At 52.5% G+C, this 24,061-nt stretch carries 21 protein-coding genes and 1 rRNA gene; 9 read left to right on the top strand and 13 right to left on the bottom strand.

Annotation, left to right across the window (positions count from 1 at the left end; all coding sequences use genetic code 11):
- Positions 1–70 precede the first annotated feature (70 nt).
- From WFL93_RS20890 to WFL93_RS20880, 3 genes are all read left to right on the top strand, one after another.
- A complete protein-coding gene (locus tag WFL93_RS20890; protein WP_336778967.1) occupies positions 71–1,006 on the top strand; it encodes a quinone oxidoreductase family protein in 936 nt (311 codons plus the stop codon).
- A 92-nt stretch (positions 1,007–1,098) separates the two neighbouring features.
- Positions 1,099–2,484, top strand: coding sequence for a nucleobase:cation symporter-2 family protein (locus tag WFL93_RS20885; RefSeq protein ID WP_336778966.1), 1,386 nt, complete (start codon positions 1,099–1,101; stop codon positions 2,482–2,484).
- A 122-nt stretch (positions 2,485–2,606) separates the two neighbouring features.
- Positions 2,607–4,286, top strand: coding sequence for an AsmA family protein (locus tag WFL93_RS20880; protein ID WP_336778965.1), 1,680 nt, complete (start codon positions 2,607–2,609; stop codon positions 4,284–4,286).
- A gap of 49 nt (positions 4,287–4,335) precedes the next feature.
- On the opposite strand, the gene fabY is transcribed toward WFL93_RS20880, so the two are convergent.
- The 5 genes from fabY to typA all read right to left on the bottom strand — a co-directional run bounded on the left by fabY (position 4,336) and on the right by typA (position 9,251).
- Positions 4,336–5,283, bottom strand: a complete 948-nt coding sequence (gene fabY, locus WFL93_RS20875; protein ID WP_007885253.1) for a fatty acid biosynthesis protein FabY — start codon at positions 5,281–5,283, stop codon at positions 4,336–4,338.
- A gap of 59 nt (positions 5,284–5,342) precedes the next feature.
- Positions 5,343–5,780, bottom strand: a complete 438-nt coding sequence (dtd, locus tag WFL93_RS20870) for a D-aminoacyl-tRNA deacylase (protein ID WP_336778964.1) — start codon at positions 5,778–5,780, stop codon at positions 5,343–5,345.
- Positions 5,777–6,646, bottom strand: coding sequence for a virulence factor BrkB family protein (locus WFL93_RS20865; protein WP_369751402.1), 870 nt, complete (start codon positions 6,644–6,646; stop codon positions 5,777–5,779). Before WFL93_RS20865 ends, dtd begins: the two co-directional genes overlap by 4 nt.
- Before the next feature lie 3 nt (positions 6,647–6,649).
- Complete coding sequence (gene yihX, locus WFL93_RS20860; protein WP_007885249.1) at positions 6,650–7,246, bottom strand: glucose-1-phosphatase; 597 nt, start codon at positions 7,244–7,246, stop codon at positions 6,650–6,652.
- 184 nt (positions 7,247–7,430) lie between these two features.
- Positions 7,431–9,251, bottom strand: coding sequence for a ribosome-dependent GTPase TypA (gene typA, locus WFL93_RS20855; protein ID WP_007885247.1), 1,821 nt, complete (start codon positions 9,249–9,251; stop codon positions 7,431–7,433).
- 439 nt (positions 9,252–9,690) lie between these two features.
- On the opposite strand from typA, the gene glnA reads away from it, so the two are divergent.
- The 3 genes from glnA to glnG all read left to right on the top strand — a co-directional run bounded on the left by glnA (position 9,691) and on the right by glnG (position 13,824).
- Positions 9,691–11,100 (top strand): glutamate--ammonia ligase, encoded by a 1,410-nt coding sequence (gene glnA / locus WFL93_RS20850; RefSeq protein WP_007885243.1) that lies wholly within the window; start codon positions 9,691–9,693, stop codon positions 11,098–11,100.
- A 257-nt stretch (positions 11,101–11,357) separates the two neighbouring features.
- Entirely contained in the window at positions 11,358–12,407 is a 1,050-nt protein-coding gene (gene glnL, locus WFL93_RS20845; protein WP_007885241.1) for a nitrogen regulation protein NR(II), read from the top strand.
- A gap of 7 nt (positions 12,408–12,414) precedes the next feature.
- Positions 12,415–13,824 carry a nitrogen regulation protein NR(I) gene (gene glnG, locus WFL93_RS20840; RefSeq protein WP_007885240.1) on the top strand — a complete coding sequence of 470 codons (1,410 nt, stop codon included), beginning with the start codon at positions 12,415–12,417 and terminating at the stop codon, positions 13,822–13,824.
- A 50-nt stretch (positions 13,825–13,874) separates the two neighbouring features.
- Here the strand turns inward: glnG and hemN are convergent, their stop codons facing one another.
- Together hemN and yihI are read right to left on the bottom strand one after the other, a co-directional pair.
- Positions 13,875–15,248 (bottom strand): oxygen-independent coproporphyrinogen III oxidase, encoded by a 1,374-nt coding sequence (gene hemN, locus WFL93_RS20835; RefSeq protein WP_336778963.1) that lies wholly within the window; start codon positions 15,246–15,248, stop codon positions 13,875–13,877.
- Between the two features lie 236 nt (positions 15,249–15,484).
- The gene (yihI, locus tag WFL93_RS20830) at positions 15,485–16,006 is read right to left on the bottom strand and encodes a Der GTPase-activating protein YihI (protein WP_007885235.1); all 522 of its coding nucleotides are present in this window, start codon (positions 16,004–16,006) and stop codon (positions 15,485–15,487) included.
- Between the two features lie 556 nt (positions 16,007–16,562).
- Here yihI and yihA point away from each other — a divergent pair.
- Complete coding sequence (gene yihA, locus WFL93_RS20825) at positions 16,563–17,204, top strand: ribosome biogenesis GTP-binding protein YihA/YsxC (protein WP_336778962.1); 642 nt, start codon at positions 16,563–16,565, stop codon at positions 17,202–17,204.
- A 72-nt stretch (positions 17,205–17,276) separates the two neighbouring features.
- On the opposite strand, the gene WFL93_RS24330 is transcribed toward yihA, so the two are convergent.
- The 5 genes from WFL93_RS24330 to WFL93_RS20805 form a co-directional block, all read right to left on the bottom strand.
- Complete coding sequence (locus tag WFL93_RS24330) at positions 17,277–17,324, bottom strand: spot 42 RNA, inhibition of DNA synthesis (protein WP_071892919.1); 48 nt, start codon at positions 17,322–17,324, stop codon at positions 17,277–17,279.
- 275 nt (positions 17,325–17,599) lie between these two features.
- Complete coding sequence (gene polA / locus WFL93_RS20820) at positions 17,600–20,392, bottom strand: DNA polymerase I (RefSeq protein ID WP_336778961.1); 2,793 nt, start codon at positions 20,390–20,392, stop codon at positions 17,600–17,602.
- Between the two features lie 368 nt (positions 20,393–20,760).
- On the bottom strand, positions 20,761–21,390 hold the full coding sequence (dsbA, locus tag WFL93_RS20815) for a thiol:disulfide interchange protein DsbA (protein ID WP_336778960.1): 630 nt from the start codon (positions 21,388–21,390) through the stop codon (positions 20,761–20,763).
- A gap of 26 nt (positions 21,391–21,416) precedes the next feature.
- Positions 21,417–22,403 carry a serine/threonine protein kinase gene (locus tag WFL93_RS20810; RefSeq protein WP_336778998.1) on the bottom strand — a complete coding sequence of 329 codons (987 nt, stop codon included), beginning with the start codon at positions 22,401–22,403 and terminating at the stop codon, positions 21,417–21,419.
- 46 nt (positions 22,404–22,449) lie between these two features.
- Positions 22,450–22,725, bottom strand: a complete 276-nt coding sequence (locus WFL93_RS20805) for a YihD family protein (protein ID WP_007885228.1) — start codon at positions 22,723–22,725, stop codon at positions 22,450–22,452.
- Between the two features lie 71 nt (positions 22,726–22,796).
- On the opposite strand from WFL93_RS20805, the gene mobA reads away from it, so the two are divergent.
- Together mobA and mobB are read left to right on the top strand one after the other, a co-directional pair.
- Complete coding sequence (mobA, locus tag WFL93_RS20800; protein ID WP_336778959.1) at positions 22,797–23,372, top strand: molybdenum cofactor guanylyltransferase MobA; 576 nt, start codon at positions 22,797–22,799, stop codon at positions 23,370–23,372.
- Entirely contained in the window at positions 23,369–23,872 is a 504-nt protein-coding gene (gene mobB, locus WFL93_RS20795; protein ID WP_336778958.1) for a molybdopterin-guanine dinucleotide biosynthesis protein MobB, read from the top strand. The genes mobA and mobB overlap by 4 nt, the downstream gene beginning before the upstream one ends.
- Positions 23,873–23,954: 82 nt before the next feature.
- On the opposite strand, the gene rrf is transcribed toward mobB, so the two are convergent.
- Positions 23,955–24,061, bottom strand: a 5S ribosomal RNA gene (gene rrf, locus WFL93_RS20790); the annotation flags it as partial.

Below are 24,061 nucleotides of genomic sequence, written 5' to 3'. Positions count from 1 at the left end.
TGACGCTTTCCCGAGGCAAGACTAATGTGTGCATATTACACATAGTTTCCGACTAACTGAAGGTGAAAACATGAAAGCAGCGATAGTTTCCGCAGCAGGTGAACTGCCCGTATACGGTGATTTCACTGAACCGCAGGCCGATGACAGCCATGTCGTGGTGACAGTGAAAGCCGCCGCCGTCAGCCAACTGGCAAAAGCACGCGCCGCCGGTACGCATTACAGTTCGGCGGCACACTATCCCTTTATTACCGGCATTGATGGCACCGGCATGCTCAGTAATGGCGATCCGGTTTACTTCCTCGCCTTTAATGCGCCGTGGGGCAGCATGGCGGAAAGAACCTTAGTGCCCGCCGATAGCATCGTTCCCCTTCCCGCCACTCTCGATCCTGTTCTGGCTGCGGCGCTGGCTAATCCGGGCATGTCATCCTGGGCAGCGTTAACCCGTCGCGCGCAGCTGCGTGCCGGTGAAACCGTATTGATCAATGGCGCAACCGGTACCTCAGGCGGATTAGCGGTACGCATCGCGCAACATCTGGGCGCAGGCAAAATCATTGCGACTGGCCGAAACCGCGCCGCACTGGATCAACTGCGTGCGCAGGGTGCGGATATCACGCTCACGCTGGATGAATTGCCGGGTGCGCTCCCGGCACTGATGAAAGAAGGCATTGATGTGGTGCTGGATTATCTCTGGGGCCAGAGCGCGCTCGATATTATGCAGGCCGCAGTGGCAGGCGGTGAAAAGACGGTGCGTTTTGTGCAAATTGGTTCGTTGAGCGGTCAGGAAATCACGCTGCACAGCAAGCTGCTGCGCTCATCCGGATTGACGTTGATGGGCAGCGGCCTGGGAAGCGTGTCGGATAAGGAATTGATTGCCTGCATTGGCGAAATGCTGGCTGCCGCCGCCGAGAGCGATTTTTCCATCGCCTTCCAGATGCGCCCATTGAGTGACGTCGCCCTGGCGTGGCAGGAAGATGATAGTCGCTGCCGCACGGTGTTTACGCTTTAGATCAACGGAAGTAAAAAGGGGCATTGCAAACGATTGCTTTCACAACGCAACCGTTTAAAATCGCCCCTTTGTTGTAATTGAGAACGTCCACCATGTCCGTCAACACCGCTGAATCACACCAGCCTGCCAGCGCTGCAAGCCCGAAAAGTGAACTGATTTACCGCCTCGAAGACCGTCCGCCGCTGCCGCAAACCTTGTTTGCTGCCTGCCAGCACCTGCTGGCAATGTTTGTTGCGGTGATTACGCCCGCACTGCTCATCTGCCAGGCGCTGGGTTTACCGGCGCAGGACACACAGCACATCATCAGCATGTCGCTGTTTGCTTCTGGCGTGGCATCGATTCTGCAAATTAAAACCTGGGGACCGATCGGTTCCGGCCTGCTGTCGATTCAGGGCACCAGCTTTAACTTCGTGACCCCGCTGATTATGGGCGGCATGGCGCTGAAAAATGGCGGCGTTGATGTACCGACCATGATGGCCGCGCTATTTGGCACGCTAATGGTCGCTTCCTGTACCGAAATGGTGCTGTCGCGCGTGTTGCATCTGGCACGCCGTATCATTACGCCGCTGGTTTCCGGCATTGTGGTAATGATTATCGGCCTGTCACTGATTCAGGTCGGTTTGACCTCGATTGGCGGCGGCTTTGCTGCGATGAGCGATCACACCTTCGGCGCACCGAAAAACTTGCTGCTGGCTGCTTCGGTGTTAGTGGTCATTATCCTGCTAAACCGTCAGCGTAATGCCTACCTGCGCGTGGCTTCACTGGTGATCGCCATGGCAGTAGGTTACGCACTTGCCTGGGCGCTGGATATGCTGCCCGCTACCAGCACGCCATCCAATCAACCGCTGATCGCCGTGCCATCGCCGCTCTATTACGGTCTTGGCTTTGACTGGAATCTGCTGATCCCGCTGATGCTGGTGTTTATGGTGACCTCGCTGGAAACTATCGGCGATATCACCGCGACCTCTGATGTTTCCGAGCAGCCAGTAAGCGGCCCGCTGTACATGAAGCGGCTGAAAGGCGGCGTGTTGGCGAACGGACTCAATTCGTTTGTTTCGGCGTTGTTTAACACCTTCCCGAACTCGTGCTTTGGCCAGAATAACGGCGTGATTCAGCTGACCGGCGTTGCCAGTCGCTATGTCGGTTTTGTGGTGGCGCTGATGCTGATCGTGCTTGGCCTGTTCCCGGCAGTGAGTGGTTTTGTGCAGCACATTCCGGAACCGGTGCTGGGCGGCGCGACCATTGTGATGTTCGGAACCATCGCCGCATCTGGCGTGCGCATCGTTTCGCGTGAACAGCTCAATCGTCGTGCCATCATGATTATCGCGCTGTCGCTGGCGGTAGGTTTGGGCGTTTCTCAGCAGCCGCTGATTCTGCAATTTGCCCCGGACTGGCTGAAAACCCTGCTTTCATCTGGCATTGCGGCCGGTGGTATCACCGCCATCGTGTTGAACCTCATCTTCCCGCAAGAAAAGTAACGCAGCAGGCAGGCTTCGGCCTGCCTGATATTTATCCGCATTTACATCCAGGCTGTTGAGCTGTAACGGTAATTCAGGCATAACAACCACTCACCGGATAAATATCGGGATGGATGAGTGCGATGAAATTTTTAGGCAAGTTTTTCCTTACCTTACTGCTGCTAATTCTGCTGGCGCTGGTTGTGCTGTATGTGTTGCTGCAAACACAGTGGGGCGCAGGCTGGTTTAGCCGCTGGGTAAGCGATAAAACCGCCTGGCATCTCTCCCTTAGCAAGATTGAGCACGACTTCTCCTCTCCTTCGCACATCATTCTTGATGATTTCAGCTTTGGTCACGATGGCCAGCCCGCCGTGCTGGTGGCGAAGCGCGTTGACCTGGGTCTCACGCTGGTACAGTTCAGCGATCCGCTGCATTTCAACAGCATCGAAGTGCGCGACGGTGAAATCAATCTCGCCAATCAAGCGCCCGATACCACGCTGCCGATGCAGGCCAATCGCCTGCAGCTGAACAATGTGCGTATTGAGAATCCGCATAGCACCTTGCCGATGACCGCTCAGCGCGTGAATGGCGGTCTTCTGCCGTGGAAACCGCTGCCTAACGACGTGCTGGGCAGCGATGCGCAGTTCCAGATCAGTGCTGGAACTCTGACGCTGGATGGCGTACCGGGCAACAATGTGTTGCTGCAGGGCAACATTAAGCAACGTCGTCTGGTACTGAGTAATATTGGTGCCGATTTAGCGCGCGGTTCGATGACCGGCAATGCCGAGCGCGATGCGCAGGGCAACTGGAAGATTGACCAGCTGCGCCTCAACGATATCCGCCTGCAAACGCATCAAAGCCTGAGCGACTTCCTCAATCCGCTGCGCGATGTCCCGTCGGTGAGCATCAATCGTCTGGATATGACCGATGCACGCCTGCAAGGGCCAGATTGGGCAGTGACCGATCTCGATTTAACGCTGAAAAATGTCACCCTGCGCGGCGATGACTGGGAAAGCGATGGTGGTTCGCTTTCCATGAACGCCGGGAATTTTATTAACGGTGGCTTTGAGTTGAACGATCCCATCGTGAATGCCGATCTTTCGCCGCAGGGTATCGCGCTAACGCAATTCAGTTCTCGCTGGGTCAATGGCGTGGTGCGCGCCAGCGGCAACTGGACACGCAGCGATAAGCGTCTGACGCTGGATGAACTGGCCATCGCTGGGCTGGAGTATACGCTGCCGCAAAACTGGCGCGAGCGCTGGCAGCAGACGTTGCCGGATTGGCTGGACAGCGTGCTGGTAACGCGCGCCACCGCTAACCGTAACCTGATAATCGATATCAATCCCGCCTTCCCGTTCCAGATGACGTCGCTGGATGGCAGTGCGGATAACCTGCTGCTGGCACGCCAGCATCAGTGGGGCATTTGGGCCGGGAAAGCGAGCTTTAACGCTGCCGAAGCTACCTTCAATCGTACCGACCTGCGCCATCCTTCGATTGCGCTGAATGCTAACGACCAACAGATTCAAGTGACTGAGCTGAGTGCCTTTAACGGCAGCGGTTTACTGGAAGGGACAGCGACGGTAGGTCAGGATGCACAACGACCGCTGACGCTGAGCCTAAAAGGTCAGGCTGTGCCGGCCAACGTACTGCAAAACTGGGGTTGGCCAACGCTGCCGTTGAGCGGCAACAGCAATTTGCAGCTGCAACTGAAAGGATCTCTCAACGCCAACGCGCCGCTGCGCCCAAGCGCGGATGGCACCTTGTCGGTAACCACCGATGCACAATCCGTGCAGCAGACAATGCGTGGCGGGCAGGTTCAATAGTTTAAAAACCAGGTCGCCATGAATGGCGACCTTACGCATGAGGCGCGCGTTAATTAATACGCGCCCCGGAGCCGCCCTCTTCCAGCGATCCGTCAGAATCAGCCGGCAGCACGATATACACACCTTCAAACACCGCGCCTAACTCTTCGTCACCAAACAATTCGACTTCCATTTGTACGCGCGCTTTACGACCACGCGCCAGTCTATCGAGATCGCCACTCAGCGAGCCAAGATCGGCAATGGCGCCCGGACGACCGCTGATGGGCTTGCTATAGCGAATATGCGCATCCGCCAGAATGATAGTGCCGCCAAGATGACGCTCGCGCAGCAGCAGCCAGATCAAGCCCCAGCCAGTCAATGTAGCAAGCGAGAACAGGCTGCCCGCGAATAAGGTGTGATGAGGATTCTGATTGCCCGCTTCTGGCATGGTAGTAACGAATTTCTGCCCGGTATATTGCAGAATACGCACGCCCATTTTTTCGCTCAGCGGGATGTGCTCGTACCAGGCTTGCTGCAGCTGTCCGCACCAGTCGGCGCGATGCAAGATATCGTCGAGCGTCACCACCGGTTTAATCATCAGGAAATGGCGTACCGGCGTGGTTTGCGGCGCGGTGATTTCACCCTGATTGACGTAGCCAAGCTTGGCAAAGAATTCGACGGCATCTTCACGCGCGCTACAGGTGACGCGCTTAGCCCCTTCCTGACGCGCGACCGACTCCAGCGTCATCGCCACCAGCGTGCCAAGACCTTTACCCTGCACGGAGGGATGTACCGCGAGGAAGCGAATCGCCGCTTCGTTTTCCGCGTTGATGTACAGACGTCCCACCGCTACCGGTTTGCCCTGCTCATCCACCACCATTTGATGATGTGCCAGCGCATCCCAGGCATCACGCTCAGAACCCTGCGGCTGACGCAGCGGTTTTCGTAACATTTCCCAACGGAACTGGTAATACATATCCAGCTCTTCCGCCGTTTGCGGTACGCGAAGATGATACATAAAGTGATTCTCTCGTTCGGAGCTTGCGTGGCTAAATCCTTGCCGCTCGGCTGTTAACCTCACACCTGTAACCAGAAGGTCACCGGACCGTCGTTTACCAACGAAACCTGCATATTGGCGGCAAAGCGCCCATTTGCGGTGGTCACACCCTGTGTTCGGCAGCAATCGCTGAAGTATTCATAGAGACGCTCGGCTTCCGCCGGTTCTGCACCGCCAGAGAAAGAGGGACGCATACCTTTATTGGTATCAGCGGCGAGGGTGAATTGCGACACCACCAGCACGCTGCCGCCGGCCTGCTTTACGTTGAGATTCATCTTGTCATTCTCATCCGCGAAGATGCGGTAGCCGAGAACGCGTTCGGTCAAACGCTGCGCCTTTTGCTCGTCGTCGCCCTTTTCAACACCCAATAACACCAATAACCCATTGCCAATTTCACCCACTGTCGCGTCATCAACGCTGACACTGGCGCGACTGACGCGCTGAATCAAAGCAATCATGTTTCCTCTCGTTCTTTATCGCGTTCCTGCTGTTTTAACTGGCGATAGTCATCCAGGGTGACGGTGATTTCTGCGCCTAACAAAACAATACACCACGACCAGTAAACCCAAAGGAACAGAATCGGGATGACCGCCAGAACGCCGTAAATTAACTGATACGAAGGGAACATCGTAACATAGAGCGCAAAGCCTTTTTTCCCCAGCTCGAACAGCAAACCGGCAACGATGGCACCGATCAGTGCATCGCGCGTGGGCACACGCCGCGTCGGCACAATGCTGTACAGCAGCCAGAAGGCGAGGATAGAGAGAAACAGCGGGAAAATGCGCAGCAGATGATCGATTAAGCTGGTGACGCCGGTGACATTTACCCAGCGCAGCGACAACAGATAGGAGCTCAGGGCTAAACTGGCGCCGGCCAGCAGCGGACCCAGCGTTAAGATCATCCAGTACACCGCAAAGGAGTAGACCATTGGTCGGGGCTTATCGCTGCGCCAGATGGTGTTTAACGCGCTGTCCACCGAATGCATCAGCAGCAGCGCGGTGACAATCAACCCGACAATACCGACCGCCGTCATCTTGTTGACGTTGGCAACGAACTGATCCAGATAACGCTGAATGACGTCGCCCGTCGCCGGAATAAAGTTAGTGAAGATGAAGTTTTTCAGCTGCACGCTGATATCGGAGAACATGGGAAAAGCGGCGAACAGCGCAAAAACCACGGCAATTAGCGGCACCAACGCCAGCAATGAGACGTAGGCCAGATTGCCCGCCTGCGTCGTCATATTGTCTTCGTCAATGCGTCGCCACAGCAGTTTTACCCACAGGAAAAAAGCATGCGCCGAGTGGCGCAGATGTCGTTGATTCAGCACTCAGAGACGACCTGCAAACCAATCCGGCACGGTTTTCTCATCAACCACCAACACGCTCTCAATGCCGAGCGCGCGCGCCGCATCGATGTTGGCCTGGTTATCATCAAAAAATACCGCCTGGTCGGCCTGATAGCCTTCGTGCTGCAGCACATAGTTATAGATGCGGGCTTCCGGCTTACGCATGCCGATATCCTGCGACATATAAAGATGATCGGCCGCCTGCTGTACATCAGGATATTGCGTTGGCCAGAACTCGAAGTGCAGCTGATTGGTATTCGACAGAATCACCACGCGCTCGCCCTTAGCACGCAGTTTGTTCATGATCGCCAGCGTTTCCGGACGCACGCCGACAAAAACCGCCTGCCAGCCTGCCGTGAATTGTGGGTAACTCAGCGCGATATCCAGTTGATCGCAGATACGCGCGGCGAATTCGGGATCGCTTATCTCGCCACGTTCGTGTTTCTCAAAAGCCTCATCCATGCGGAAGTTGCTTTGCAACGTTGCCAGCGGCACACGCCCCAAATCGCTCCAGACGCCGAGCACACGATTAAAATCGATATCAACAATCACATTGCCTAAATCAAAAATGTACAGCATGACGCCTCTCCTTTATGTTCCCTGGATCATTCACTTTAGCGGCAAAAGTGGTGTCTGAACAGGGACGAGGCGCGGGAAATCAGTAATCTGGAAGCGGAGCCAAAGTTCAGCAAGCGAGCGTTGCAGCGGCTTGCAGGCATAAAAAAGCCCCGCAAGTGCGGGGCTCAATATCAGACTGTTTCGCTTACTCTTTGCTGCCGCGAGAAGAACGCTTACGATCGTTCTCGGTCAGGTGACGTTTACGAATACGTACTGACAGCGGAGTCACTTCTACCAGTTCGTCATCATCGATGAACTCGATAGCCTGTTCCAGCGTCATCTTCTGCGGTGGAACCAGAGTGGTCGCTTCATCAGTACCTGACGCACGCATGTTGGTCAGTTTCTTACCGGTCAGGCAGTTAACGGTCAGGTCGTTAGAACGGCTATGAATACCGATGATCTGGCCTTCATACACTTCCGCACCGTGACCCAGGAACAGCTTACCGCGATCCTGCAGACCGAACAGGGCGAACGCTACCGCTTTACCCTGGCCGTTAGAGATCAGTACACCGTTCTGACGCTGACCCACTTCGCCCGGACGCACGTCGTCGTAGTGGCTGAAGGTGGAGTACAGCAGACCGGTACCTGAAGTCATGGTCATGAATTCGTTACGGAAGCCGATCAGACCACGGCTTGGGATCATGTAGTCAAGACGTACACGGCCTTTACCATCTGGATCCATGTTTTTCAGGTCGCCTTTACGCTCACCCATCGCTTGCATCACAGAACCCTGGTGGGTTTCTTCGATGTCGAGGGTGACGTTTTCGAATGGCTCCTGCTTACGGCCTTCAAACTCGCGGAAGATTACTTTCGGACGGGATACCGCCAGCTCGAAACCTTCACGACGCATGTTCTCGATCAGAACCGACAAGTGCAGCTCACCACGACCTGAAACGCGGAACGCATCAGAATCTTCGGTTTCTTCAACGCGCAGTGCCACGTTGTGTACCAGTTCTTTGTTCAAACGCTCCAGGATCTGGCGCGAGGTCACGAACTTACCTTCTTTACCGCAGAACGGTGAGGTGTTCACGTTGAAGAACATGGTTACGGTTGGTTCATCGACGCTCAGGGCTGGCAGCGCTTCCACATTCTGCGTGTCGCAGATGGTGTCAGAGATGTTCAGCTCGCCCAGGCCGGTGATAGCGATGATGTCGCCCGCTTCTGCCAGGGTGCTTTCGATACGCTCCAGACCGAGGTGGCCCAGTACTTTACCGACTTTACCGTTACGGGTTTTGCCTTCGCTATCAATGATAGTGACTTGCTGGTTCGGCTTCACGGTACCGCGCTTGATGCGGCCGATACCGATCACGCCCAGGTAGTTGTTGTAGTCCAGCTGCGAGATCTGCATCTGCAGTGGCGCTTCAACTTCAACCTGAGGTGGAGAAACGTGGTCGACGATCGCCTGGTACAGCGGGGTCATGTCGTCAGCCATATCGGTGTGTTCCAGACCCGCGATACCATTCAACGCCGAAGCGAAGATGATCGGGAAGTCCAGCTGCTCGTCAGTCGCATCCAGGTTAACGAACAGGTCGAATACCTGATCAACAACCCAATCAGGACGCGCGCCCGGACGGTCAACTTTGTTGATAACCACAATCGGCTTCAAACCATGAGCAAATGCTTTCTTGGTTACGAAGCGGGTTTGCGGCATAGGGCCATCCATCGCATCTACAACCAGCAGCACCGAATCCACCATGGACATGACGCGCTCCACTTCACCACCGAAGTCGGCGTGTCCTGGGGTATCAACGATGTTGATACGGTAGTCATTCCATTTGATGGCGGTGTTTTTTGCGAGGATGGTAATCCCACGCTCTTTCTCCAAATCGTTGGAGTCCATTACGCGCTCAGTCGCTTCGGTACGAGCATCAAAAGTACCGGACTGTTGTAGCAGCTTGTCAACCAGGGTGGTCTTACCATGGTCAACGTGCGCGATGATGGCGATGTTACGCAAATTTTCGATCACAGCTTTGCCTCAGGCATTATAGAAATAACGCGGTATTGTACACGGATTAAGCGGAAGACTGAACATGATCACAGATTTCGCCGAAAGTTTCTCGTAGTGCTGGTTTTTAGCACCATTAACGGTGCATTAATCTGCACTGCGATGGCATTTTGCACCATGTTGGTGCCTTCATTCACCACGGGTGCACCATAACAATGCATGCAATCCATCCTGGTGCAGCCTTCGACTCACGAAAGGGCGCATTGTAGCGCCATTTTCGCTATTGTCATAAAGTTGGCACAGAATTCGCTTTATCTATTTTAAGCGAAAACGACAGTTATAAAACGGTTGAAAGAGCTTGCCGAGATCTTTGGTTAGGAGTGGTCAGCAGTTGTGGCGCATTCCCGGCAACGAAGTTCTCTCACCATGACGATAATGACCATTTCCAGGAGAGTTGAGTATGTCCGCTGAACACGTTCTCTCGATGATGAACGAGCATGAAGTTAAGTTTGTTGACCTGCGTTTTACCGATACCAAAGGTAAAGAACAGCACGTTACTATCCCTGCTCACCAGGTTAACGCTGACTTCTTCGAAGAAGGCAAAATGTTCGATGGCTCCTCCATCGGTGGCTGGAAAGGCATTAACGAATCAGACATGGTGCTGATGCCGGATGCAACCACTGCAGTTATGGATCCGTTCTTCGAAGACTCGACCCTGATCATCCGTTGCGACATCCTTGAGCCAGGCACACTGCAGGGCTACGATCGTGACCCGCGCTCCATTGCTAAACGTGCAGAAGAGTTCCTGCGTTCTTCAGGCATCGCGGATACCGTGCTGTTTGGACCTGAGCCAGAGTTCTTCCTGTTCGATGACATCCGTTTCGGTTCTTCTACTTCAGGTTCACACGTGGCTATCGATGATATCGAAGCAGCATGGAACACCGGTAAAGAGTACGAAGGCGGTAACAAAGGTCACCGTCCAGGTCTGAAAGGCGGTTACTTCCCAGTGCCACCGGTTGACTCAGCACAGGACATCCGTTCAGCCATGTGTCTGACCATGGAGCAGATGGGCTTAGTGGTTGAAGCACACCACCATGAAGTGGCAACTGCTGGTCAGAACGAAGTGGCAACCCGCTTCAACACCATGACCAAAAAAGCAGACGAAATTCAGATCTATAAATACGTGGTGCACAACGTTGCTCATGCGTACGGCAAAACTGCAACCTTCATGCCTAAGCCAATGTTCGGCGATAACGGATCAGGTATGCACTGCCACATGTCCCTGTCAAAAGGCGGCGTGAACCTGTTCTCTGGCGACAAGTACGGCGGCCTGTCTGAAACTGCTCTGTTCTACATCGGCGGTATCATCAAGCACGCTAAAGCGATCAACGCCCTGGCAAACCCAACCACCAACTCATACAAGCGTCTGGTCCCAGGCTACGAAGCACCTGTTATGCTGGCTTACTCTGCCCGTAACCGTTCTGCTTCTATCCGTATCCCAGTGGTTGCTAGCCCGAAAGCACGTCGTATCGAAGCACGCTTCCCGGATCCAGCGGCTAACCCATACCTGGCATTCACCGCGCTGCTGATGGCCGGTCTTGATGGTGTTATCAACAAGATCCACCCTGGCGATGCGATGGACAAAAACCTGTATGACCTGCCGCCGGAAGAAGAAGCTGAGATTCCAAAAGTTGCAGGTTCTCTGGAAGAAGCACTGAACGCACTGAACGAAGACCGCGAGTTCCTGACTCGTGGCGGCGTGTTCACTGATGACGCCATCGATGCTTACATCGAACTGCGTAAGCCAGAAGTTGACCGCGTGCGCATGACTCCGCACCCCGTTGAGTTCGAACTGTACTACAGCGTTTAATCAGCATTAAAGATTCGCGGATTATGCATCGCCGCAAGGCGGCAATCGAGATTGCCGGGGAGTTGAGATAACTCAGTGACTCGGGTGAACGAATGCAGCCACGCAGCGGGGGTGTAAAAGACGCAGAAGATTTTATATTGCCGTGGAAACTTTAGCCCATCTCCGGATGGGCTTTTTTCTCCGCGTATTCTGGTTCAAAGCACAGATTTCCGTCCTTAAAGGCTATAATGCACTAAATTAGTGCAGAGGAACGCTGTATGGCAACTGGCACGCTGCCCGACGCGGGGCAGATTCTCAACTCCCTGATCAACAGTATTTTGCTGGTCGATGACGATTTAGTTATCCATTACGCCAATCCGGCGGCTCAGCAATTATTGTCGCAGAGCTCACGAAAATTGTTCGGCACGCCATTACCGGAATTAACCGGCTATTTTTCGCTGAATATTGAGGTGATGAGCGAGAGTCTCGGGGCTGGCCAGGGCTTTACCGACAGTGAGGTCACTTTAGTGGTTGATGGCCGCGCGCATATTATGTCGCTGACGGCACAGCGGTTACCCGATGGCTTTATTCTGCTGGAAATGGCGCCGATGGATAATCAGCGCCGGCTTAGCCAGGAACAAATTCAGCATGCTCAGCAAGTTGCTGCCCGCGATTTAGTCCGCGGTCTGGCACATGAAATTAAAAACCCGTTAGGGGGATTACGTGGCGCCGCGCAGCTGCTTACCCGCGCGTTACCCGATCCTTCCCTGCATGAATACACGCGCATCATCATTGAGCAGGCAGACCGCCTGCGTAATCTGGTTGATCGACTGTTAGGTCCGCAACAACCGGGTTTACACGTGACGCAAAGCATTCACCAGGTAGCAGAACGCGTGGTGAATCTGGTGTCGATGGAGCTGCCGGATAACGTTTCGCTGGTGCGTGATTACGACCCAAGCCTGCCGGAACTGCCGCACGATCCCGACCAGATTGAACAGGTGCTGTTGAATGTGGTGCGCAATGCGCTGCAAGCCCTAGGCGATGAAGGTGGCACCATCGTGATTCGCACACGTACCGCCTTCCAGCTCACGCTGCACGGTACGCGTTATCGTTTAGTCGCACGCATTGATATTGAAGATGATGGCCCAGGCATTCCGGCCCAGCTACAAGATACGCTGTTCTATCCGATGGTGAGCGGACGCGAAGGTGGCACCGGCTTAGGTCTCTCCATCGCCCGTAGCCTGATCGATCAGCATTCAGGAAAAATAGAATTTAACAGTTGGCCAGGTCACACCGAATTCTCGGTCTACCTGCCTATTCGCCAGTGAGGTTTGTATGCAACGAGGGATAGTCTGGATCGTCGATGACGATAGCTCCATCCGCTGGGTGCTTGAACGAGCGCTCACTGGAGCCGGTTTGAGCTGTGCAACCTTTGACAGCGCTAACGAGGTACTGGATGCGCTCGCAAGCAAAACCCCAGATGTATTATTGTCGGACATTCGTATGCCTGGCATGGATGGTCTTGCGCTGCTGAAACAGATTAAACAGCGTCATCCGATGCTGCCGGTGATCATTATGACCGCGCACTCCGATCTGGATGCTGCTGTTAGCGCTTATCAGCAAGGTGCATTCGATTACCTGCCAAAGCCGTTTGATATTGATGAAGCTGTGGCGCTGGTTGAACGCGCGATTAGCCATTATCAGGAACAGCAGCAGCCACGTAATCAACCGGTTAGCGGCCCAACCACCGACATTATCGGCGAAGCGCCGGCAATGCAGGATGTGTTCCGCATCATTGGTCGTCTTTCACGCTCCTCAATTAGCGTGCTGATCAACGGGGAATCCGGTACCGGTAAAGAGTTGGTTGCGCATGCGCTACATCGCCATAGCCCGCGTGCGAAGTCTCCTTTTATCGCGCTGAACATGGCGGCAATTCCCAAAGATCTGATTGAATCAGAGCTGTTTGGTCACGAGAAAGGCGCATTTACCGGTGCGAACCAGATTCGTCAGGGGCGTTTTGAGCAGGCCGATGGCGGCACGCTGTTCCTCGACGAAATTGGTGATATGCCGCTCGACGTGCAAACCCGCTTATTGCGCGTATTGGCTGATGGCCAGTTTTATCGCGTGGGCGGCTATGCGCCGGTGAAAGTGGATGTGCGTATCATCGCGGCAACCCACCAGAACCTTGAGCTGCGGGTGCAGGAAGGCAAATTCCGTGAGGACTTGTTCCACCGTCTCAACGTAATTCGCGTTCATCTGCCGCCATTACGTGAACGACGCGAAGATATTCCACGTTTGGCACGTTACTTCCTGCAGGTTGCTGCACGTGAGTTGGGCGTGGAAGCGAAGATTCTGCATCCGGAAACCGAAACCGCGCTGACGCGTCTGCATTGGTCCGGTAACGTGCGCCAGTTGGAAAACACCTGTCGTTGGTTAACCGTGATGGCGGCGGGCCAGGAAGTGTTGATTCAGGATCTGCCCCCAGAACTGTTCGAATCCAGCACGCCGGAGAATCCGGTGCAGTCGCTGCCGGATAGCTGGGCTACGTTGCTGGCGCAGTGGGCCGATCGCGCCTTGCGTTCCGGTCATCAAAATCTGTTGTCGGAAGCACAGCCGGAGATGGAGCGCACGTTGCTCACAACCGCACTGCGTCACACGCAGGGTCACAAACAGGAAGCGGCACGCTTGCTCGGCTGGGGACGTAATACCTTGACGCGTAAGCTGAAAGAGCTGGGAATGGAATAACGCGCAGGTTGGGCGTTTTGAGACAAGGGGAGCAAATTTGCTCCCCTTTTTTATATCACTCGCGAGAACTGCTGCAGGCGCATCTTTTGCCGCATATACACATCAAAGCACATACAGATGTTACGAATCAGCAATCGGCCTACACCAGTAACTTGCAGGCTGCGGCCTCTCTGCTCCACTAAGCCATCGGCCACCAGCGGCGCTAACAGGGCTAAATCCTCGGCAAAGTAGGCTTCAAATTCAATGGGGTACTGGGCTTCTACCGCCGTAAAATCGAGTGAAAAATTACAGATCAACGCCTTAATTACATCGCGGCGCAGACAATCATCTTCACTCAACGTGAGCCCCCGCCAAAGCGCATTGCCGCGCTGCTCGACATCGCTGTAATAAGCTTTCAGCTCTTTATGATTTTGCGCATAGCTATCGCCCAACATACTAATGGCCGACACGCCCATACCGAGCAAATCGGTTTCGCCCTGCGTGGTGTAGCCCTGGAAGTTACGATGCAGCACGCCCGCACGCTGCGCGACCGCCAGTTCATCATCCGGACGCGCGAAGTGATCCATACCGATAAATTGATAACCTTCGCCGGTTAAGGTGGCGATGGTTTCCTGCAGAATTTGCAGTTTCTGTGCCGCACCTGGAAGCTCATCATCTTTGATTTTCCGTTGAGCAGCGAAAAGCGTAGGCATATGCGCATAGTTGAAGACACTAAGACGATCGGGATTCAATGCAATAACGCGCTGTAAGGTAAAGGCAAAGCTTTCCGGCGTTTGCAGCGGCAGACCATAAATCAGATCGAGGCTAACCGAGCGGAAGCCTTGCTCACGCGCCCGCTGCACCAGAGCAAAGATGGTTTCTTCGTCCTGCACGCGATTAACGCGTTCCTGCACCGCTTTATTGAAGTCCTGCACGCCCATGCTCAGGCGATTAAAACCTTCCGCGCGCAGATGATCGATCATCTCCAATTCGATTTCACGCGGATCGACCTCGATCGACATTTCAACATCATCGGCAATCGTAAAATGATCGCGTAGCAATGCTACCAGCCGACTGACCTGCTGCTGATTGAGAAATGTCGGCGTACCACCGCCCCAATGCAATTGAGTGACGCTGCGCCCCGCAAACAGCGGCGCACGCTGACGAATCTCCTGCTCCAGCACATCAAGGTAGCGATCGGCTTTGTGCAGCTGGCGCGTCACGATTTTATTGCAGCCGCAGAAGTAGCAGAGACGATGGCAAAACGGGATATGCACATACAGCGATAACGGACGATTGGGGTAGCGCTCAACGGCGTGTTGAAAATCAGCTTCAACAAAGTTCTCACTGAACTCAAGTGCGGTGGGATAAGAGGTATAACGCGGGCCAGCGTAGTTGTATTTTTCGATGAGGTGCTGATCCCAATCTATCTGCTGCGATGACATGCTCACTCCTTACGGTGACGTCGTCTGAGAGAGGGTCGCGTGGCAGAAGAGTGGACGAAGCGATGGGCTGAACGCCGACGTAAACGCGACTTCAGACGCGACAGGCGGCGTAGTTTAAACAATAACCAGAGCAGATAACATGTCAGCAGCAGCGCGAAAATTGATCCAGGCCAAAACATAGGTGAATACCTGTTTAGCGCGGCATGCGTGAAAACGCATGCCGATCAAAATTTGCCTTAATTACCTTTTAACAGGCGCATCATATCTTCTTCGGCCTGCTCATCTTCCGCTTCGTCATCCAACGCGATGCCGAGCGTTTCCATCAGTTCGTCGATGCGGTCTAAGGTTTGATCCAGCCAGGCCTGATCTTCGCCACTGAGGGTTTCACCGTTTTCCAGGCGATCCAGCAACGTATCCAGACGTTCGTCATTTTCCAGCTTCGCCAATTCTTCTTGTGGCGTCAGACGAACTTTTTCCGCTTTTGGCTTTGGTTTGGCTTCCGGCTTCTTCGCCGTCTGGGTTTTACCATCAGCAACTAACGCGACTGGCGTTTTGCTGCCCAGGCGCGGATCCTGAGATTTTTTACCCTGGCCTTTGCCAGCGGTTTGCGTTTCCGGATTAGCGCGGCTGCCAGATTTATGACCGCTGTGCTTTTTGTCGCGTTTGCGATCGCGCGCTTCTTGATTGAGGTCTTCACGCGATTTGCGCTTGGCTTTCGCAGCAGGTTTGCCACGCGGGGCTGATGCAGGTTGCTTCATGGTGTCCGGTCTCGGCGATGCTTTGTGAGTTCAGTATAGAATTGCGGCGAAATCTAGCAGAAAGTAAGCAAAGAAAAAAGGCGATAGCCTATGCTATCGCCTTTTATCGCACCTTCATACGAAGGAAACACTGAATAAATCCTTTACGGCTCACAACGTCCCGGTTGCTCCATCGCCACATCGCTCCTGCGATTAATCCTTGTCCCTGTCCGATTCCTGCCTGAACCGCTTCCCGCCATGCTCTTGGTCATCCCCGACACTCCTGAGCTCATCATCCTTGATGGGTGCTGCCGTGCACTGACAACAAATGTAGACTAATAGGTAAAATGAACAAGTGAGACTTGTCTCTATTTTAGAGCGGCACTTCCCACTTATCTCTCAATTCATTGAAAAATAACACTTAAATCAATTGTTAATATTCAATGAAGCGGTAATCACTGGCAGTAAAAATCGTAGATCTCTTACAAAATAGCGTGTTAAGACGCTATCGGGCACTTTTGCGCCATTACAGGTATAATCAGCCCTATTGCCCGATTCATTTTGCTGGAGTTTCACTTTGTCTGCTTTGAACTATCACATGACCCATTTCATGCTCAGCGCCCCTGATATTCGCCACTTACCGGCAGATGTAGGTATTGAAGTTGCTTTTGCCGGGCGCTCGAATGCAGGCAAATCCAGTGCGCTGAATACCATCACTAACCAAAAAGCTCTGGCACGTACCAGTAAAACGCCTGGCCGAACTCAGCTCATTAACCTGTTTGAAGTAGTTGAAGGTAAATCTTTAGTCGATTTGCCGGGTTATGGCTATGCCCAGGTTCCGGAAGAGATGAAGCGCAAATGGCAGCGCTCGCTGGCGGAATATTTGCAAAAACGTCAGGCGCTAAAAGGCCTGGTGGTATTAATGGATATTCGCCATCCGCTGAAAGATCTTGATCAGAACATGATTGAGTGGGCCGTTCAGAGCCAGATTCCAGTCCTTGTGCTGCTGACCAAAGCTGACAAGCTGGCATCCGGCGCACGTAAAGCGCAACTGACGATGGTGCGTGAAGCCGCGCTGGCCTTTAACGGCGATGTGCAGGTGGAAATGTTCTCTTCTCTTAAGAAGATGGGCGTTGATATTGTGCGCAAGAAACTGGATAGCTGGTTCAATGAACTGGAGCCAGCACAAGAAGGTGATGGCGAAGAGCAAGCAGAGTAACGTTGTTGTGGCTTTTGAGATAAAGCCCAATAAAAAACGCCCCAGTCATAAATGACTGGGGCGGCTAAATATTCAGCCAAATCCGATTACGTGAAGTAAAAGGTCTGAAAGATAGAACATCTTACCTCTGTACCCTACGCGACAAACTCTACCTGATTTTACGCGCCCTACAAAGGGTTTTTTGTTGTTAACTTTCAGGATTCGACATCTTTTTTACTAAGCTCATCACATTTTTATACGCGCAATGTAGTTTAATTACTAAAAAAATGCTTAGGCGTTAAGCAGTTACAAAACGCGCATTTAATAGACCGCTTTACAACGCTGCTGAACCGATTAAGTAAACTTTTTTCTTATGACGATGTCAGCGGCATGCATATACCGCTAACTGCGCTACATCAATGCGCTTCATCCCAGTTATCGCCGGTTCCCACTTCAACCTGCAACGGCACATCCAGCTTCATGCTGTTCTCCATCAGCTCACGAATGGTCTTGATGGCCCCCTCTACCGCGTCGCTGCGGATCTCAAACACCAGTTCATCGTGTACCTGCATTATCATCCGTACCGCATCGTCTTTTTGCTCCAACAGCCAGCCATCAACTGCAATCATGGCGCGCTTAATGATATCTGCAGCCGTGCCTTGCATTGGTGCGTTGATCGCGGCACGCTCAGCGGCTTTACGACGAATAGCATTACTAGAGGTAATATCCGGCAGCCACAAACGACGACCATCGAGCGTTTCAACATAGCCTTTCTCTGCCGCCTTCGAGCGCGTCTCTTCCATATAACGCAGCACACCCGGGTAGCGTTCAAAGTAGAGATCCATGTATTTCTTCGCCTCGCCCGCGCCGATATTTAGCTGACGAGAAAGGCCAAAGGCGCTCATACCGTAGATCAAACCAAAGTTGATCGCCTTGGCACTGCGGCGCTGCTCACCAGAAACCTTGCTCAGCGTGACACCAAACACTTCTGATGCGGTAGCACGGTGAATATCTTCGCCCTGAGCAAACGCATCCAGCAGGCCTTTATCTTGTGATAAATGCGCCATAATGCGCAGTTCAATCTGTGAATAGTCCGCAGCAACAATAATATTGCCTGGCCCGGCAATAAACGCCTGGCGAATACGACGACCTTCTTCGTTGCGCACCGGGATGTTCTGCAAGTTAGGATCGGTAGATGAAAGTCGCCCGGTCGCCGTTACTGCCTGGTGATAGGAGGTGTGCACTCGACCCGTAACCGGATTGATCATCAGTGGCAGCTTATCGGTATACGTCGATTTCAGCTTCGAAAGGCCGCGATGTTCCAGAATTACCTTCGGCAATGGATAATCTAGCGCCAGTTCAGCCAGTACTTCTTCACTGGTGGAAGGTGCGCCGCCGGGCGTTTTTTTCGTCGGCTTAATACCCTGTTTTTCAAAAAGAATGGTTTGCAGTTGTTTAGGTGAAGAGAGGTTAAACGGTTCACCCGCTAACTCATGCGCTTTCAGCTCCAGCTCAGCGACACGCGTGGTCAACTCCTGTGAGTGTTTCGCCAGGATATTTTGGTCGATCAACACGCCGTTGCGCTCAATTCGCGATATCACCTTCAACAACGGCATTTCAATCTCTTCAAATACCTGTTTTGGCCCCGCCTCTGGCTCCAGCTTCGCCCACATTTTCAGATGCAGCTGCAGCGTGACATCGGCATCTTCAGCGGCATAGTGCCCAGCTTGCTCAAGCGCAATCTGATTAAAGGTGAGCTGATTTTTGCCTTTGCCAGCGATCTCTTCGAAAGTCACCGTTTTATGGTTCAGCCAGCGCGCTGCCAGGCTGTCCATATCGTGTTTACCTCCCACGCTGTTCAGGCAATATGATTCCAGCATGGTGTCGAATTTAATGCCGTTAAGTTCAATATCGTAATTCTTCAATACACCGCGATCGTATTTGAGATTCTGGCCAACTTTCGCCGCGTTACCGTCTTCCAGCAGCGGTTTCAGCTGCTTCAGCACGTCATTACGATCCAGCTGTTCGGGTGCATCCAAATAGTCATGGCCAACGGGCAGATAGGCGGCTTCTCCCGGTGCGACAGCAAACGCAATACCGACAATGTTAGCGCTCAGTGTATCCAGCGAATCAGTTTCCAGATCGAAAGCGAAGAGTTCGGCGCTTTTCAGCTTTTTCAGCCAGTCAGCGAATGTCGCTTCATCAAGAATGGTGACGTAGCCATCCGCTGATAGCACGCTGGTGGTTTCTGCAACGGGCGCAACAACTTCACTAAGCTGCGATTTCTGCGTCTGCGAGTTGCTCTTCTTGCCTTGTTGCAGCCATGTGCCATCCTGCAAATCAGCGATCCAGCGTTTGAACTCGTAACGGCTAAATAAGGTTTGCAGCGCTTCAACATCAGGCTCGTTTACGATCAGTTGATCGCACGTCAGATCCAACGCAACGTCGGTTTTAATGGTTGCCAGTTGATAAGAAAGGAAAGCCACATCGCGGTTTTGTTCCAGCTTCGCCGCCATGGTTTTCGCACCGCGGAAAGAGAGATCGGCCACTTTGTCGAGATTGTCGTAAATCGACTGCATACCGCCAAGACCTTGCAGCAAGGCTTGAGCCGTTTTCTCACCGACGCCCGGGACACCGGGAATGTTGTCCGAGCTGTCGCCCATCATGGCGAGGAAATCGATAATCAGCGTTGGAGGTACGCCATATTTCTGTTCGACCTCTTCCGGGCCCAGCACGGTATTCGTCATGGTGTTGATCAGCGTTATCGCCGGCGTGACGAGCTGCGCCATATCTTTATCACCGGTGCTGATTAATACCGGACGGCCAAGTTTTTCCGCTTCCAGAGCCAAGGTGCCGATCACATCATCCGCCTCAACGCCAGATACCGCCAATAGTGGCAGGCCCATCGCTTTCACCATCTCATGTAACGGTTCAATCTGCGCCCGCAGATCGTCTGGCATTGGTGGACGATGCGACTTGTAGTGCTCGAATAACTCATCGCGGAAGGTCTTGCCTTTAGCATCGAAGACCACAGCCACATGGCTTGGCTGATACTGCATCAACAAACTTTTCAGCATGTTAAGCACACCATACATGGCGCCAGTTGGCTCGCCTGCACTGTTCGTTAGCGGCGGAAAGGCATGATATGCACGGTACAGATAAGAGGAGCCGTCGACCAGAATCAGGGGATTTTCTGCAATTTGCGCCATAGGTTCGTATTTTCTTCGTTGCGATAATGAGGGCTATAAGGATGCCACAACCGGAGGAGAATGTTGAATGCACTCAGGGAAGTCAGGATCTTTTTCGTCGTTACGCGGCACGGATCGCAAGGATCAGGTTGTGGATAAGTTTGTGCGTAAAAATCATAACATATTGTTATTTACGTTAATTGTAATTACTTTGGAATTAAAATTATATATATATCATAAAGTTATATTCCGAATGCAACCTTATGCAACGTAATGAAAAGATGATCATCCATGTGGATATTAAGCGAAGGGCTTATATAAACATCGTATTAGTAAAACTAAAAAGGCAATAAAAAACGCCGACGTTGTCGGCGTTCTCTGAAGCTACATTACTTCTTTTCTACCAGGAATTTCACGACGTTGGCGTAATCAGCAACGAAGTTATCCATTGAGCTGGTATCCAGGCCGCCGTTGTTAACCATATATTTACCGTTAACAAAGATTGCCGGCACACCCTGTAGATTTACGTCAGCAGCTGCTTTTTGCTGCTGCGCAACCAGCGCTTTCACCGCGAAGCTGTTCCACGCCGCATCGTAATCTTCGGAGGAGATACCTGCCGCTTTGATAAAGGTCTCTTTCAGGCTCGCCGCATCAGTAACGGTTTGAGTTTTCTGAATACCGTCGAAAATGGGTGCAGTTACTTTGCTTTCTACGCCCAGCGCCATTGCAACAGCCCATGCCTGAGTAACGATTGGACCGAATTGGCCACCAAGGAAATCAACGTGGTATTTCGTCACTTTAGTGTCAGCCGGCAGGTTCTTTTTCACTGCATCGCTCACGTGATAAACGCGTTCGAACTGGTAGCAATGCGGGCAGAAGAAGGAGAAGAACTCCAGAACCTGCGGCTCACCGGCTACCGGCTTCGGCAAAGTAACGAACTGTTTACCATCGTTAAACTGTGCCGCAGAGGCGCCAAATGCCAGCATCAAACCTACCAGCGCAAAGATGATCTTTTTCATCGTGAAACAATCTCCTGAGTACTTCATTAATATTGCGGGCTAAGCTGCAACGGCGGTTCGTTTAACAGCCTCTCCTGCTCGATAAATAATGCAATCTGCCGGCGCCAAAAATCCTCATCTGTCATCCAGGGAAAGGCGCGCGGAAAAGCGGGATCCTGCCAGCGGCGTACCACCCAGGCCAAATAATAAACCATGCGCATAGCGCGTAAAGGTTCAATCAGTGACAATTCATGTAAATCAAAATCACCGAATTCATTATAGGCTTCCAGCAAAATGTCCCATTGAATCAATTGTTCCTGACGATCGCCGTTGACCAGCATCCATAAATCCTGCACGGCCGGCCCGGTACGCGCATCATCAAGATCGACAAACATCGGCCCTTCACGCCACAGAATATTGCCGGGATGGCAATCCCCATGCAACCTAAGCGGCTGCCACTGCGTATGCCAGCGCTGCTGCAACGTAGTGCTCAGCTTATCAACTGCAGCAAGCAGTATGTTTTTTAAAGAAGCGGGTACTAACGTGCTTCTTTCCAGCTCCTGCCGTGGTTGAAACACATACTCTTCCAATCCAAACGCTGGGCGCTGCTGGAACGGACTTTGCCTTCCGGTTTGATGGATGCGTCCAAGAAAGCGGCCCACCCATTCCATCTGTTCCTCATTGTCGGTTTCATATTGTCGGCCGCCCAAACTGGGAAAGACTGCGAACATAAACCCGGCATGATGATTCAGCGTACTGCCCTGTAGATTTAGCGGTGCGGCAACCGGAACTTCATCGTCCAGCAGATCCTGCGTGAACTGATGCTCTTCAAGAATCTGCTGTGCGCTCCAGCGCTGTGGACGATAAAATTTCGCCACATAGCGTCGCTTCTCATCATCGCTAAATTGATAAACGCGATTCTCATAGCTATTGAGGGCAGTTAAGCCTGATTCGACACGCAAACCCGCATCCCAAAGTGCATCAAGAATGACATCGGGATTCAGCGTCTGGAAATTAAAGGCAGCTTCGCTCATCATTTTGCCTGTGTGTTACCTTTGCGATTAATGCGCAAGGATAACACTACTCATCATCCTTAATCACACCACGAGCACGTAATAGCGCGGTTTTGAAGTCCACTTCATAATCCTTTTTTAGGCCGGGTATTTCAGCGTCGCTGCCTGCTTCACGCATTTTGAGATGGTAAATCAATACATCGTCCGTTAATTCACTTAATGGGCCACTGAAACCAGATTCATGCGCCAGTTTTTGTAAAAATGCCAACAAGTTGATGTCGGACTCCTTTTGCCATGCTGGTTGCAGAAGATCGATCAGTTCATTGAGTCGGTGATATTTCATCATTGATTCCTTTATGCAGGTGGTACGCTGCCGCTATATAAGTATCGTCCAGAATAGAGAAGGAGACGAAGATGACAGCATTTACCGGCGTGATCCTCGCAGGTGGGCAAGGCAGCCGTATGGGTGGACAGGATAAAGGGTTACTAATGCTACAAGGTGAACCCCTTTATCAGCATGTTTTGCGGAGATTTCGGCCGCAGGTCGATATTGTGTTGATAAGCGCTAACCGTAACATTGATCGCTATCAGGCAAGTGGTTGTCAGGTTGTTACTGATTCAATGCCTGCTTATCCCGGACCGTTGGCTGGCATGCTTAGTGGTATGCGTCACAGTAAAACTGCATGGGTCGCCTTCTGCCCTTGTGATACGCCTTGGCTTCCCAATAATTTTGTTGCGCGCTTATGGCAGGAACGTGGCGATGCACCCGCAGTGTGGGTGAAGTCTTCTCAGCGCGATCATCCTGCTTTAGCGCTAGTGAATTGTGCACTGGCCGATGATCTCGAAGCCTGGCTACTCCGCGGCGAACGGCGTTTGATGCAGTTTTTACGCGAGCATGATGGACATGCCGTTGCGTTTTCAGATGCAGAATCGGCCTTCCGTAATATCAATACACCCGATGACCTGGTTAATGAGGAAACGTTGTCATGACCGTGCCTTTGCTGGCCATTTCTGCCTGGAGCGGAACCGGAAAAACCACATTGCTAGAGCAAGTTATTCCGCAACTGAAAGCACAAGGCATACGATCAGGCTTAATCAAACATACGCACCACCAAATGGATATCGATTCGCCTGGGAAAGATAGCTATTTGCTGCGTAAAGCTGGAGCGGATCAGGTGATCGTCGCCAGTAATAAACGATGGGCTTTGATGGTTGAAACACCCAACCAGACGCCCCGTCTCGCAGAGTTAGCATTGAGGATGGATAGTTCGGTATTAGATTTGATACTGATTGAGGGCTTCAAGAATGAACCAGTGCCTAAAATTGTGCTTTGGCGGCGTGATATACCGGGTCAGATTGAGGATTTAATCGATGAGCACGTGATCGCGGTGGCTACTGATGAAGATTTGAAGATTGATTTACCCTATTTGGATATTAATCAGCCGCAGCAGATTACTGATTTTATTATTCAGTGGCTTAAAAGTCTTTGAAATGACTGTATTAGCGCTTTTTATGAAATTTAGACGTAAAAAAGCCCTGAACTTCCGTTCAGGGCTTCTTCACCTAACTGATGCCTGGCAGTTCCCTACTCTCGCATGGGGAGACCCCACACTACCATCGGCGCTACGGCGTTTCACTTCTGAGTTCGGCATGGGGTCAGGTGGGACCACCGCGCTAAA

Origin of the sequence: Pantoea sp. USHLN256 (assembly GCF_037149875.1) — a bacterium.
GTDB classification, from domain to species: Bacteria; Pseudomonadota; Gammaproteobacteria; order Enterobacterales; family Enterobacteriaceae; genus Pantoea; species Pantoea nemavictus.
This window is presented reverse-complemented; position numbering and strand designations above follow the sequence as displayed.

Bases quoted from the DNA above. Each gene is read 5' to 3' on its own strand.
- WFL93_RS20890 (WP_336778967.1), top strand. From the start codon at position 71: ATGAAAGCAGCGATAGTTTCCGCAGCAGGTGAACTGCCCGTATACGGT.
- WFL93_RS20885 (WP_336778966.1), top strand. From the start codon at position 1,099: ATGTCCGTCAACACCGCTGAATCACACCAGCCTGCCAGCGCTGCAAGC.
- WFL93_RS20880 (WP_336778965.1), top strand. From the start codon at position 2,607: ATGAAATTTTTAGGCAAGTTTTTCCTTACCTTACTGCTGCTAATTCTG.
- fabY (WP_007885253.1), bottom strand. From the start codon at position 5,283: ATGTATCATCTTCGCGTACCGCAAACGGCGGAAGAGCTGGATATGTAT.
- dtd (WP_336778964.1), bottom strand. From the start codon at position 5,780: ATGATTGCTTTGATTCAGCGCGTCAGTCGCGCCAGTGTCAGCGTTGAT.
- yihX (WP_007885249.1), bottom strand. From the start codon at position 7,246: ATGCTGTACATTTTTGATTTAGGCAATGTGATTGTTGATATCGATTTT.
- glnA (WP_007885243.1), top strand. From the start codon at position 9,691: ATGTCCGCTGAACACGTTCTCTCGATGATGAACGAGCATGAAGTTAAG.
- glnL (WP_007885241.1), top strand. From the start codon at position 11,358: ATGGCAACTGGCACGCTGCCCGACGCGGGGCAGATTCTCAACTCCCTG.
- glnG (WP_007885240.1), top strand. From the start codon at position 12,415: ATGCAACGAGGGATAGTCTGGATCGTCGATGACGATAGCTCCATCCGC.
- hemN (WP_336778963.1), bottom strand. From the start codon at position 15,248: ATGTCATCGCAGCAGATAGATTGGGATCAGCACCTCATCGAAAAATAC.
- yihI (WP_007885235.1), bottom strand. From the start codon at position 16,006: ATGAAGCAACCTGCATCAGCCCCGCGTGGCAAACCTGCTGCGAAAGCC.
- polA (WP_336778961.1), bottom strand. From the start codon at position 20,392: ATGGCGCAAATTGCAGAAAATCCCCTGATTCTGGTCGACGGCTCCTCT.
- dsbA (WP_336778960.1), bottom strand. From the start codon at position 21,390: ATGAAAAAGATCATCTTTGCGCTGGTAGGTTTGATGCTGGCATTTGGC.
- WFL93_RS20810 (WP_336778998.1), bottom strand. From the start codon at position 22,403: ATGAGCGAAGCTGCCTTTAATTTCCAGACGCTGAATCCCGATGTCATT.
- WFL93_RS20805 (WP_007885228.1), bottom strand. From the start codon at position 22,725: ATGAAATATCACCGACTCAATGAACTGATCGATCTTCTGCAACCAGCA.
- mobA (WP_336778959.1), top strand. From the start codon at position 22,797: ATGACAGCATTTACCGGCGTGATCCTCGCAGGTGGGCAAGGCAGCCGT.
- mobB (WP_336778958.1), top strand. From the start codon at position 23,369: ATGACCGTGCCTTTGCTGGCCATTTCTGCCTGGAGCGGAACCGGAAAA.